Source organism: Lelliottia sp. CFBP8978, from assembly GCF_034046055.2.
Taxonomy (GTDB): Bacteria; Pseudomonadota; Gammaproteobacteria; order Enterobacterales; family Enterobacteriaceae; genus Enterobacter.
In genome coordinates this window covers 3185618-3198251 of record NZ_CM188253.1, presented here as the reverse complement: position 1 = coordinate 3198251, position 12634 = coordinate 3185618, and the positions used below count along the sequence as shown (strand labels likewise).

Annotated in this window: 13 protein-coding genes; 11 read left to right on the top strand and 2 right to left on the bottom strand. The window is 52.4% G+C overall.

What is annotated here, in order from left to right; all coding sequences use genetic code 11:
- Positions 1-41 precede the first annotated feature (41 nt).
- Complete coding sequence (srmB, locus tag SOM82_RS15035) at positions 42-1373, bottom strand: ATP-dependent RNA helicase SrmB (RefSeq protein ID WP_154128240.1); 1332 nt, start codon at positions 1371-1373, stop codon at positions 42-44.
- A gap of 258 nt (positions 1374-1631) precedes the next feature.
- Between srmB and trmN the strand changes: the two genes are divergently transcribed.
- Positions 1632-2369 (top strand): tRNA(1)(Val) (adenine(37)-N(6))-methyltransferase TrmN, encoded by a 738-nt coding sequence (gene trmN / locus SOM82_RS15030; RefSeq protein WP_320459626.1) that lies wholly within the window; start codon positions 1632-1634, stop codon positions 2367-2369.
- Here trmN and nadB read toward each other — a convergent pair.
- The gene (gene nadB / locus SOM82_RS15025) at positions 2354-3973 is read right to left on the bottom strand and encodes an L-aspartate oxidase (protein WP_154128244.1); all 1620 of its coding nucleotides are present in this window, start codon (positions 3971-3973) and stop codon (positions 2354-2356) included. The genes trmN and nadB overlap by 16 nt on opposite strands.
- Before the next feature lie 325 nt (positions 3974-4298).
- Between nadB and rseD the strand changes: the two genes are divergently transcribed.
- The 10 genes from rseD to recO all read left to right on the top strand — a co-directional run bounded on the left by rseD (position 4299) and on the right by recO (position 12633).
- Positions 4299-4403 carry a rpoE leader peptide RseD gene (rseD, locus tag SOM82_RS15020; RefSeq protein ID WP_320459627.1) on the top strand — a complete coding sequence of 35 codons (105 nt, stop codon included), beginning with the start codon at positions 4299-4301 and terminating at the stop codon, positions 4401-4403.
- On the top strand, positions 4400-4975 hold the full coding sequence (rpoE, locus tag SOM82_RS15015) for an RNA polymerase sigma factor RpoE (RefSeq protein WP_154128246.1): 576 nt from the start codon (positions 4400-4402) through the stop codon (positions 4973-4975). Before rseD ends, rpoE begins: the two co-directional genes overlap by 4 nt.
- Before the next feature lie 31 nt (positions 4976-5006).
- Complete coding sequence (gene rseA, locus SOM82_RS15010) at positions 5007-5657, top strand: anti-sigma-E factor RseA (protein ID WP_154128248.1); 651 nt, start codon at positions 5007-5009, stop codon at positions 5655-5657.
- Positions 5657-6610: a sigma-E factor regulatory protein RseB gene (gene rseB / locus SOM82_RS15005; RefSeq protein WP_154128250.1), complete on the top strand. Its 954-nt coding sequence runs from the start codon at positions 5657-5659 to the stop codon at positions 6608-6610. Before rseA ends, rseB begins: the two co-directional genes overlap by 1 nt.
- Positions 6607-7083: a SoxR-reducing system protein RseC gene (gene rseC, locus SOM82_RS15000; protein ID WP_154128252.1), complete on the top strand. Its 477-nt coding sequence runs from the start codon at positions 6607-6609 to the stop codon at positions 7081-7083. The genes rseB and rseC overlap by 4 nt, the downstream gene beginning before the upstream one ends.
- 185 nt (positions 7084-7268) lie before the next feature.
- Complete coding sequence (lepA, locus tag SOM82_RS14995) at positions 7269-9068, top strand: translation elongation factor 4 (protein WP_320459628.1); 1800 nt, start codon at positions 7269-7271, stop codon at positions 9066-9068.
- A gap of 16 nt (positions 9069-9084) precedes the next feature.
- Entirely contained in the window at positions 9085-10059 is a 975-nt protein-coding gene (gene lepB, locus SOM82_RS14990; RefSeq protein WP_154128256.1) for a signal peptidase I, read from the top strand.
- A gap of 220 nt (positions 10060-10279) precedes the next feature.
- Positions 10280-10960, top strand: coding sequence for a ribonuclease III (gene rnc, locus SOM82_RS14985; protein ID WP_095284345.1), 681 nt, complete (start codon positions 10280-10282; stop codon positions 10958-10960).
- Entirely contained in the window at positions 10957-11862 is a 906-nt protein-coding gene (era, locus tag SOM82_RS14980; protein WP_154128258.1) for a GTPase Era, read from the top strand. The genes rnc and era overlap by 4 nt, the downstream gene beginning before the upstream one ends.
- 63 nt (positions 11863-11925) lie before the next feature.
- Positions 11926-12633, top strand: a complete 708-nt coding sequence (gene recO, locus SOM82_RS14975; protein WP_154128260.1) for a DNA repair protein RecO — start codon at positions 11926-11928, stop codon at positions 12631-12633.
- The last annotated feature ends 1 nt before the right edge of the window (position 12634 follow it).

Sequence of the window (12634 nt, the reverse complement as noted above, 5' to 3'; positions counted from 1 at the left end):
TTGGGGTAATAAAAAAGCCGGGTGATTAACCCGGCTTTTTTTTACTCTTCGTTTTGCGACGTTGGTGGCGTACCGCTTGGCTTACGGCGCTTACCAATGTTTTTGGCATCGCGATGGCGATTCTTCACGCGCGGTTTCTCTTTCGCCTGCTCTTTTTTCTTCTCTTCGCGTTTCGCGAGCACTTTCTTGGACGGTTTGCCCGTCATCTTCTCGCTCGGTGGGCGCGTGGTCGGACGCAGTTCATCAATGACGCGGGCTTTCAGCGGTTCTTCAATGTAGCGACCCACTTTCATCAGCAGCATATAGTCATGAGCTTCGACCAGCGAGATAGCAATCCCTTTACGTCCGGCACGACCGGTACGGCCAATGCGGTGCAGGTAGGTGTCACCGGTACGCGGCATGTCGAAGTTAATGACATGGCTGACATCAGGGATATCGATACCGCGCGCTGCGACGTCGGTGGCAACCAGCACATTGACGCGACCTTCAGTCAGACGTTTAATACCTTCGGTACGTTTCACCTGAGCCATCTCACCTTCGAGATAGCAGTTGTTGATCCCGGCGGAGCGCAGCTTATCTGCCAGCTCATGCACGCGCTCGCGCTTACGCACAAACACGATGGTACGCGTTGCGTCGTCCTGCTTCAGCAGATGCTTCAGTAACTCAACTTTGTGGTCTAAATCATCGGCGCGGTAATACCACTGATGAATCTTTTTGCGCTCGCGCGTGGATGGGGTTGCAGAAACTTCAGCCGGTTCGTTAAGAAGACGGTCAGCAAAGTCTTTAATCGCATCGCCTTCCAGCGTTGCAGAGAACAGCATCGTCTGTTTGCGCCAGCGAGTTTCGCCCGCAATGTGTTCGATATCCTGCGCAAAACCCAGTTCCAGCATACGATCTGCTTCATCAAGGATCAGCGTTTCCACCGCGCGGCAGTCAAAGTTTTCTTCTTTGATGTACTGCATCAAGCGCCCGGTTGTCGCCACCACAATATCCTGGTTCTCACTGAACACTTCGGCGTGGTTCATATAGGCGACGCCACCGGTGATAGTGGCGATATCCAGATGGGTATTCGCAGCCAACTCGCGGGCATGTTCTGCAACCTGAACGGCTAATTCACGTGTCGGTGTCAGAATAAGAATACGCGGTGGGCCAGATTTCTTGCGAGGAAAATCAATAAGATGCTGCAAGACGGGCAGCAGGTACGCCGCCGTTTTACCGGTGCCTGTCGGCGCAGAACCGAGTACATCACGGCCTTCTAACGCAGGCGGAATGGCAGCCGCCTGGATGGCAGTCGGGCGTGTGAAGCCTTTATTCTGGAGAGCTTCCAGCAGGCATTCATCGAGTTCAAGTTCGGAAAAAGTCGTTACAGTCATGTTCTACCTCTGTGTGGGGCGCTGATTATAGACGTTATGGCTGCAATCTTCATCTGTTTGTATGGATATCCCTCGCTCTTCCGGCTATGAATGTCCTGGCTGCGCGCATTTATCCAAATCATTTACTGATGTAAACCCATCGAGGGGCGCGCTGTGGCGGTCACTCCGTAAGCGGAATGATTTAGGCTATTTATCCCTTTTCCACCCCTTCGCTTTCCCCTATGCTACTCCGGTTTCAATAAGAAGAGTTGCTTTGACATGTCTCAACCCAAAGCGCAGCTGCGCCGCGATGGTTTTACGTTTAAACAGTTTTTTGTTGCTCATGACCGCTGTGCGATGAAAGTCGGGACCGATGGTATTTTACTGGGAGCGTGGGCTCCCGTCGCGGGCGTTAAGCGAGTTCTGGATATTGGCAGTGGAAGCGGACTTTTAGCGCTAATGTTAGCGCAACGAACCGAACAGCACGTCACCATTGATGCCGTAGAGATTGATGTCCAGGCCGCCAGCCAGGCCAGTGAAAATGCGGCGGAATCCCCGTGGAATACTCGCGTTCGGGTGGAGTGTGCCGATATTCTCACCTGGGCGACAGAGCAAACGGCGCGTTACGATCTTATCGTCAGCAATCCCCCTTATTATGAGCCGGGAGTCGAATGCGCCACGCCGGAACGCGAGCAGGCACGGTACACCGGTTCGCTGGATCATCATGCCCTGTTGACTGCAGCGGCGAATTTGATCTCGGAAGAAGGTTTTTTCTGCGTCGTGCTGCCAGAAAGCACTGGCAATACGTTTATTAAAAAAGCGAATGACATCGGCTGGTTCTTACGCCTGCGTACCGATATTGCTGACACAGAAGGAAAGCTGCCGCACCGCGTGTTATTAGCGCTCTCTCCGAAAGAGGGGGAGTGCTTTAGCGACAGAATGGTGATCCGCGGGTCAGACCAGCGTTATTCCGAAGATTACACTGCGCTGACCCAGGCGTTTTATCTGTTTATGTGAGCGAGGGGGGAGAGTACGGACGGGCCGGATTCCGCCAGTTGATCGGGATAATCCAGCGTGTAATGCAAGCCTCGACTCTCTTTACGCATCATGGCGCAACGGACGATGAGTTCCGCCACCTGGACCAGATTACGTAACTCCAGCAGATTGTTGGAGACACGGAAATGGGCGTAATACTCGTCGATTTCCTGCTGTAACATCGTAATCCGGCGCAGCGCGCGCTCCAGACGTTTGGTCGTGCGCACAATCCCTACGTAATCCCACATAAAGAGTCTCAGCTCGTGCCAGTTATGCTGAATGACCACCAATTCATCGGGATTATCCACCCGGCTTTCGTCCCAGGCGGGCAGCTGTTCGACATGACGAGCATAAGGCGTTCGTTTAACGATATCTTCTGCGGCTGACCATCCGTAAACCAGACACTCCAGCAGCGAGTTTGACGCCATGCGGTTTGCGCCATGCAGCCCGGTATAACTCACCTCACCGATGGCGTACAGGCCATCAACGTCGGTACGTCCATAATCATCCACCATCACGCCACCGCAGGTGTAGTGTGCGGCAGGAACGACAGGCACCGGTTGTTTGGTCAGGTCGATACCCAGGCCCAGTAATTTCTCGTAGATCGTCGGGAAGTGTTGGCGGACAAAATCGGCCGGCTTGTGGCTAATATCCAGATACATACAGTCGACCCCGAGACGCTTCATCTCATGATCGATGGCGCGGGCCACAATATCGCGCGGAGCGAGCTCACCGCGCGGATCAAAGTCAGGCATAAACCGTGAACCATCCGGACGTTTCAGGTGAGCGCCTTCACCACGTAGCGCTTCGGTCAGCAAAAAGTTACGCGCCTGCGGATGGAATAACGCCGTTGGGTGGAACTGATTAAACTCCAGATTCGCGACCCGACAGCCAGCACGCCACGCCATTGCAATACCGTCGCCTGAGGAGATGTCCGGGTTGGTAGTGTACTGATAAACTTTAGAGGCCCCGCCGGTTGCCAGTACGACGGATTTTGCCTGGCAGGTTTCAACGGTCTCTTTATTACGATTCCAGATCCATGCCCCGACGACACGCCGTGTTCCCGGCAAACCAATTTTATCGGAGATGATCAGATCCACCGCATTGCTACGCTCAAGCACCTGGATATTAGGGTGGTTGCAGGCCTGACTGACCAGCGTCGTTTCAACTTCTTTTCCGGTGGCATCTGCTGCATGCAGGATGCGGCGATGGCTATGCCCGCCTTCACGGGTGAGGTGGTAGCTCTCTTCGCCATTGGGTTGAACATGAGTATCGAACAAAACCCCCTGATCGATAAGCCATTGAACGCAGTGCCTTGCATTGCTGGCAACAAATTCAGCGGCGTGCTCGTCAACAATGCCTGCACCGGCAATTAGCGTGTCTTCCACATGCGAAGCTATGCTATCTGTTTCATCAAAGACGGCGGCGATCCCCCCCTGCGCATAGAACGTTGAACCTTCGCTCATCGGACCCTTACTCAGGACAATCACTTTCTGATGAGAGGCCAGTCTGAGGGCCAGAGAGAGTCCCGCAGCGCCGCTGCCGATAATCAGTACATCGCATTGAAGTTCAGGAGTTGTGTTCATATGGTTTGTTTAATTTACTAAACAGTGTTCAGCCACAATAGCACCAGGATGCGATGAATCGCACGTTTTTTTTATCAGGCGTTGCAGAGACTAAACGTAAATGTAGAGCTGAAAAACGTGTAAAAAAGAGAAAATATTTTGCGAAGCAGATCGTTAGCGTCAGATAATGTGATGAAATAATAGCTGTGTTGCGGTACTCTGCTGTCAGCAAAAAGACCATTTCTTAATAGAAATTGGAGTCCATATCGTTAACAGACTTATAATGAGAGAAAATGAATAGTCTGCAACACGATGAACAAAAACAAAGGCGTAACGGAACTTATTGATGAACAGACCCTCTAACCCCCTGCTTGCTCACTTTGCAGTGTTTTTAGAGTGGCGTTTCGATAACGCGTGGAATTTAGGTTTGGGGAGACATTACCTCGGATGAGCGAGCAGTTAACGGACCAGGTCCTGGTTGAACGGGTCCAGAAGGGAGAACAGAAAGCCTTCAACTTACTGGTAGTCCGCTACCAGCATAAAGTGGCGAGTCTGGTTTCCCGCTATGTACCGTCAGGAGATGTTCCTGATGTGGTGCAAGAATCTTTTATTAAAGCCTATCGCGCGCTGGATTCTTTCCGGGGAGATAGTGCTTTTTATACCTGGCTGTATCGAATTGCAGTGAATACAGCAAAGAATTACCTTGTCGCTCAGGGCCGCCGTCCGCCTTCCAGTGATATCGATGCCATCGAGGCTGAAAATTTCGAAAGCGGCGGCGCGTTAAAAGAAATTTCGAACCCTGAGAACTTAATGTTGTCAGAAGAACTGAGACAAATAGTTTTTCGAACGATCGAGTCGCTTCCGGAAGATTTACGCATGGCTATTACCTTGCGGGAGCTTGATGGTCTTAGCTATGAAGAGATAGCGGCTATCATGGATTGTCCGGTCGGAACGGTTCGTTCGCGAATTTTTCGTGCTCGAGAAGCTATTGATAATAAAGTTCAACCGCTTATCAGGCGTTGACGATAGCGGAATACTGGAAAAGGTATTAGGCATGCAGAAAGAAAAACTTTCCGCTTTAATGGATGGTGAAACGCTGGACAGTGAGCTGCTACACGAGCTCTCTCATTCTCCCGAGATGCAAAAGACCTGGGAGAGCTACCATCTCATCCGTGACTCTATGCGCGGTGATACGGGCGATGTTCTCCATTTCGATATCTCTGCTCGCGTTATGGCGGCAATTGAGAACGAGCCTGTACATCAGACCACTCCGCTGATTCCTGAAGCCCAGCCTGCCCCGCATCAGTGGCAGAAAATGCCATTCTGGAAAAAAGTGCGCCCTTGGGCGAGCCAACTTACCCAAATGGGTGTTGCGGCATGCGTATCGCTTGCAGTTATTGTTGGTGTCCAGCACTATAACGGTCAATCTGAAGCCAACCAGCAACCTGAAGCGCCAGTGTTTAATACGCTGCCGATGATGGGTAAAGCGAGTCCGGTTAGCCTTGGCGTGCCAGCTGATGCGTCAGTTAGCCCTGGCCAGCAGCAGCAGGTGCAGGAGCAACGCCGTCGGATTAACGCGATGTTGCAGGACTATGAGTTGCAGCGTCGTTTGCACTCAGAGCAGCTTCAGTTTGAGCAGGCACAGACCCAGCAGGCTGGTGTGCAAGTGCCAGGAACCCAAACTTTAGGAACACAATCGCAGTAATGAAGCAACTTTGGTGCGCCATGTCTGTGGTGGCGGGTAGCCTGTTCTTCTCTGCCAACGCCTCGGCTGATTTATCGTCCGGGGCGTTGTTGCAGCAAATGAACATGGCAAGCCAGTCACTCAATTACGAGTTGGCCTTTATCAGTATCAATAAGCAGGGTGTAGAGTCGTTGCGCTATCGCCATGCTCGTCTTGATAATCAGCCACTCGCCCAACTTTTGCAGATGGACGGTCCGCGCCGTGAGGTTGTCCAGCGCGGTAATGAAATCAGCTACTTTGAGCCAGGCCTTGAGCCATTTACGCTCAATGGTGATTACATCGTCGATTCGCTCCCGGCCCTTGTCTATACAGACTTTAAGCGCCTGTCACCCTTCTACGATTTTATCTCCGTCGGTCGTACGCGTATTGCAGACAGACTTTGCGAAGTGATTCGCGTGGTCGCAAGAGACGGTACGCGCTACAGCTACATTGTCTGGATGGATGCTGAAAGTAAGTTGCCGATGCGGGTCGATCTCCTTGACCGGGACGGTGAAACGCTGGAGCAGTTCAGGGTGATCTCTTTTACCGTGAATGGTCAGGTGGGTAACAGTATGCAGAATCTGGCGAAAGCCAGTCTTCCGCCGCTTCTGTCCGTGCCCGCGGGCGATAATACCCAGTTTAACTGGGTGCCATCATGGATACCGCAAGGTTTCAGCGAGATATCCAGCAGCCGACGTCAGCTTCCCACGATTGATACGCCGGTAGAGTCGCGTCTCTATTCCGACGGGTTATTCAGCTTCTCGGTGAATATCAACCGCGCAACGGCCAACAGTTCCGAACAAATGCTTCGCACCGGGCGTCGAACAGTCAGCACCACCGTGCGCGATAGTGCAGAAATCACTATCGTCGGTGAATTGCCTCCGCAAACGGCGAAGCGCATTGCCGACAGCATTAAATTCAGGACGGCACAATGATTAAAGAATGGGCCACGGTGATTTCGTGGAAAAATGGCGTTGCGCTGGTGAGCTGTGACGTAAAAGCCTCATGCAATAGCTGTGCGTCTCGTGCCGGTTGTGGCAGCCGTGTGTTAAATAAGCTGGGGCCGCAAACCTCGCACACCCTCTCTGTACCGAGTGAGCAGCCGCTTACCGAAGGGCAAAAGGTCGAGCTTGGGATTGCCGAAGGAAGCCTGCTTGGTTCGGCTATGCTGGTCTATCTCACCCCGCTGGTTGGCTTGTTTGCGCTGGCAGGCATCTTCCAGATGCTTTTTGGTACCGATCTCGCCGCTATGTGTGGCGGAGCGTTGGGCGGCGTGGGCGGTTTTATGCTGGCGCGCGGCTTTTCCGGGAAGCTCGCCGAGAGGGAAGCCTGGCAGCCTGTCATCCTTAGCGTAGGGCTTCCGCCAGACATGCTTCGTGTAGAAACGCTCACTTCTGAAGCCCGATAATTCGTCGGGCTTTATCTTTATTTACATCTCAGAACAGAAATCGTCGTTTTCTGGCGCTATGCTTGGCTTCAAGAGCATTTCCTGGTGACGAAGATGTAGTGTAGAATGCTGCGTTTTCGCACTGAAAAACGTCAGGCTAAGAACAGCGGCCTCCAGGAATTCGTAAGGCATAATTATTTAACTATATGAAGAACATACGTAACTTTTCGATCATTGCTCACATTGACCACGGTAAGTCGACGCTGTCTGACCGTATTATCCAGATTTGCGGTGGCCTGTCTGATCGTGAAATGGAAGCCCAGGTTCTGGACTCCATGGACCTGGAACGCGAACGTGGTATTACCATCAAAGCGCAGAGCGTCACACTCGATTACAAAGCGGCTGATGGTGAAATCTATCAACTGAACTTTATCGACACCCCAGGCCACGTTGACTTCTCCTATGAAGTTTCTCGTTCGCTGGCAGCCTGTGAAGGCGCGCTGCTGGTGGTCGACGCCGGGCAGGGCGTAGAAGCCCAGACCCTGGCGAACTGCTACACCGCGATGGAAATGGATCTCGAAGTCGTGCCGGTGCTCAACAAAATCGACCTGCCGGCAGCTGATCCAGAGCGTGTTGCAGAAGAGATTGAAGATATTGTTGGCATTGATGCGGCTGATGCCGTGCGCTGCTCAGCGAAAACCGGTGTCGGTGTTCCTGATGTGCTGGAACGTCTGGTCCGTGATATCCCGGCGCCGGAAGGTGACGCGGATGCACCGCTGCAGGCGCTGATCATCGACTCCTGGTTTGATAACTATCTCGGCGTTGTGTCACTGGTTCGTATTAAAAACGGCACGATGCGCAAAGGCGATAAAATCAAGGTCATGAGTACAGGCCAGGTCTATAACGCTGACCGCCTGGGCATTTTCACGCCTAAGCAGGTCGACCGTACCGAGCTGAAGTGTGGCGAGGTGGGCTGGCTGGTTTGTGCTATCAAAGATATCCTGGGCGCGCCAGTGGGCGATACCTTAACGCAGGCACGTAACCCGGCGGATAAAGCTCTCCCGGGCTTTAAAAAAGTGAAGCCACAGGTTTATGCGGGTCTGTTCCCGGTAAGCTCTGACGATTACGAAAACTTCCGTGATGCACTTGGCAAGCTGAGCCTGAACGATGCGTCTCTGTTCTATGAACCAGAAAGCTCAACCGCGCTGGGCTTCGGCTTCCGCTGTGGCTTCCTGGGTCTGCTGCACATGGAGATCATCCAGGAACGACTGGAGCGCGAATACGATCTGGATCTGATTACCACGGCACCGACCGTAGTGTATGAAGTTCAGACCACCAACAAAGAAGTGATTTATGTCGATAGCCCATCCAAGCTGCCGCCATTAAATAACATCGAAGAGCTGCGCGAGCCGATCGCTGAATGTCACATGCTGCTGCCGCAGGAGTACCTGGGTAACGTCATTACGCTGTGCATCGAAAAGCGTGGCGTTCAAACCAACATGGTTTACCACGGTAATCAGGTTGCGCTGACCTATGAAATTCCAATGGCAGAAGTGGTTCTTGATTTCTTCGACCGTCTGAAGTCCACTTCGCGTGGCTATGCGTCGCTGGATTACAACTTCAAACGCTTCCAGGCCTCTAACATGGTACGTGTCGATGTGCTGATTAACGGCGAGCGTGTTGATGCGCTGGCGCTGATCACTCATAACGAGAACGCGCCTTATCGTGGTCGTGAACTGGTCGAGAAAATGAAAGAGCTGATCCCACGTCAGCAATTCGATATCGCGATTCAGGCCGCAATTGGCAACCACATTATTGCTCGCTCTACGGTCAAACAGCTGCGTAAAAACGTTCTGGCGAAATGCTATGGCGGTGACGTCAGCCGTAAGAAGAAACTGCTGCAGAAACAGAAAGACGGTAAGAAACGCATGAAGCAGGTCGGTAACGTCGAACTGCCGCAGGAAGCGTTCCTCGCCATTCTGCATGTTGGTAAAGACGGAAAATAATTCTTAAGGAGTTGGCATGGCGAACATGTTTGCCCTGATCCTCGTCATTGCGACGCTGGTGACAGGGCTGTTGTGGTGTCTGGATAAGTTTATTTTCGCCCCAAAGCGTCGTGAGCGTCAGGCCGCTGCTCAGGCAGCGACTGGCGATCAGCTGGATACGAAAACCCTGAAAAAAGTGAGCCCGAAACCAGGCTGGCTGGAAACAGGTGCATCTGTATTTCCGGTTCTGGCGATTGTACTGGTGGTGCGTTCGTTTATTTATGAACCTTTCCAGATCCCGTCAGGTTCGATGATGCCAACGCTTTTGATTGGCGACTTTATTCTGGTCGAGAAATTTGCCTACGGCATTAAAGACCCTATCTACCAGAAAACCTTGATCGAAACGGGGCATCCAAAGCGCGGCGATATCGTGGTCTTTAAATACCCTGATGATCCGCGTCTGGATTACATCAAACGTGCTGTCGGTTTGCCTGGCGATAAAGTGAGTTACGATCCTGTTGCGAAAGAAGTGACTGTTCAGCCGGGTTGCAGCTCTGGCACGGCGTGTGAAAATGCATTGCCGATCACCTACTCAAACGTCGAGGCGAGCGATTTCGTTCAGACGTTTGCGCGCCGTAATGGCGGTGAAGCAACCAGTGGTTTCTTCCAGCTGCCAAAGGGCGAAACCAAAGAAAATGGTATTCGCCTGGTGGAGCGTAAAGAGACACTGGGTGATGTGACGCACCGCATTCTGACGGTACCGATCGCACAGGACCAGCTGGGCATGTATTACCAGCAGCCTGGCCAGCAGCTCGCGACCTGGATTGTTCCACCGGGACATTACTTCATGATGGGTGATAACCGCGATAATTCTGCGGACAGCCGTTACTGGGGCTTTGTGCCGGAGGCTAATCTGGTCGGTAAAGCGACGGCAATCTGGATGAGTTTCGAAAAACAGGAAGGGGAGTGGCCAACGGGGGTTCGTCTGAACCGAATTGGCGGGATCCATTAATCCTGATAATTGAACACGTAACCACCTTAAAAAGTGGTTACGTGAATTATTTAATAGATAATATCATCTGGCTAACGACATCCCCTGTCGTTGTGTATAGAATATTCCCCCGAGTTTAAGGTTGGCGCTGACTCAGAGCCACGGCACACGAAACCGCGTTGGTTTTTCTCAGGTCGGTTTCGTGTGCTGCATTTTTGACGCATTCATTTACTGGTATCGCATGAACCCCATCGTAATTAATCGGCTTCAACGGAAGCTGGGCTACACTTTTCAGCATCAGGAGTTGTTGCAACAGGCATTAACCCATCGCAGTGCCAGCAGCAAACACAACGAGCGCCTCGAGTTTCTGGGTGACTCCATTTTAAGTTATGTCATCGCGAATGCGCTTTATCACCGTTTTCCACGCGTGGATGAAGGTGACATGAGCCGTATGCGTGCAACGCTGGTACGCGGCAATACCCTTGCTGAAATTGCTCGTGAGTTTGAGCTGGGCGAATGTCTGCGACTGGGGCCGGGTGAGTTGAAAAGCGGTGGTTTTCGCCGTGAATCTATTCTCGCGGATACTGTCGAAGCATTAATCGGTGGTGTTTTCCTCGACAGCGATATTCAGACCGTCGAGCAACTCATTCTGAACTGGTATCAAACGCGCCTGGACGAAATCAGTCCTGGCGATAAACAAAAAGATCCGAAAACCCGTTTGCAGGAATATTTGCAGGGTCGTCATCTTCCTCTGCCATCCTATCTGGTGGTGCAGGTTCGCGGCGAAGCCCACGATCAGGAATTTACCATCCATTGCCAGGTTAGCGGCCTGAGTGAACCGGTGGTTGGCACAGGTTCAAGTCGCCGCAAGGCGGAACAGGCTGCCGCCGAACAGGCGTTGAAAATGCTGGAGCTGGAATGAGCGAAGAAAAGAGTTACTGCGGTTTTATTGCCATCGTCGGACGTCCGAACGTCGGCAAATCAACACTGCTGAATAATCTGCTTGGGCAGAAAATTTCTATTACGTCCCGTAAGGCGCAGACCACGCGTCACCGTATCGTGGGAATCCACACTGAAGGCCCGTATCAGGCGATTTACGTTGATACCCCAGGCCTGCATATGGAAGAGAAGCGAGCGATCAACCGCCTGATGAACAAAGCGGCCAGCAGCTCAATCGGTGACGTTGAACTGATTATTTTCGTTGTTGAAGGCACTCGCTGGACGCCTGATGATGAAATGGTGCTGAATAAGCTGCGCGAAGGCAAATCACCAGTGATTCTGGCGGTCAACAAAGTTGATAACGTTCAGGAAAAAGCCGATCTGCTGCCGCACCTGCAGTTCCTGGGGAGTCAGATGAACTTCCTGGATATCGTCCCGTTATCTGCCGAAACCGGTATGAACGTCGATACTATCGCGGGCATTGTGCGTAAGCATCTGCCGGAAGCTGTTCATCACTTCCCGGAAGATTACATCACCGACCGTTCTCAGCGCTTCATGGCGTCTGAAATCATCCGTGAAAAGCTGATGCGCTTCCTCGGGGCTGAACTGCCGTACTCTGTGACGGTTGAAATCGAGCGTTTCCAGACCAACGAGCGTGGCGGTTACGATATCAACGGGCTGATCCTCGTTGAGCGTGAAGGGCAGAAGAAGATGGTGATTGGCAACAAAGGTTCCAAAATTAAAACCATCGGAATCGAAGCGCGTAAAGACATGCAGGATATGTTTGAAGCACCGGTACACCTGGAGCTGTGGGTGAAGGTGAAATCAGGCTGGGCTGATGACGAGCGCGCGCTGCGTAGTCTCGGTTATGTCGACGACCTGTAACCGTCGCCGTCTTTCACGTTTGCGGCCTTCCTGCAATCTGAAACCCTTAGAGTATAAGTATTGATGGAAGGCTGGCAGCGTGCATTCGTTCTGCACAGCCGTCCATGGAGCGAAACCAGCCTGATGCTGGACGTCTTCACGGAAGAGTCCGGTCGGGTGCGCCTTGTTGCCAAAGGCGCACGCTCCAAACGTTCTAATCTGAAAGGCGCATTACAGCCTTTCACTCCGCTTCTGGTTCGTTTTGGCGGACGTGGCGAAGTCAAAACGCTGCGCAGTGCCGAAGCCGTCTCCCTTGCGCTTCCTCTGTCAGGCATCACGTTGTACAGCGGTCTGTATGTCAATGAACTCATCTCACGCGTTCTTGAACACGAGACCCGCTTCTCTGAACTCTTTTTCGATTACCTGCACTGTATTCAGGCGCTTGCTGGCGCAGCTGGCTCTCCTGAACCCGCGTTACGCCGCTTTGAGCTCGCGCTGCTCGGTCACCTTGGCTACGGCGTTGATTTTCTCCATTGCGCGGGCAGTGGCGACGCGGTGGATGACGCCATGACCTACCGGTATCGGGAAGAGAAAGGATTTATCGCCAGCGTTGTCATCGACAACACGACCTTTACCGGACGACATCTCAGGGCGCTGTATGAGCGTGAATTTCCCGATCAGGATACCTTGCGCGCGGCAAAACGCTTTACCCGTATTGCCCTCAAGCCGTATCTTGGTGGCAAGCCCTTAAAGAGTCGCGAATTATTCAGGCAGTTTGTGCCAAAGCGTTAAT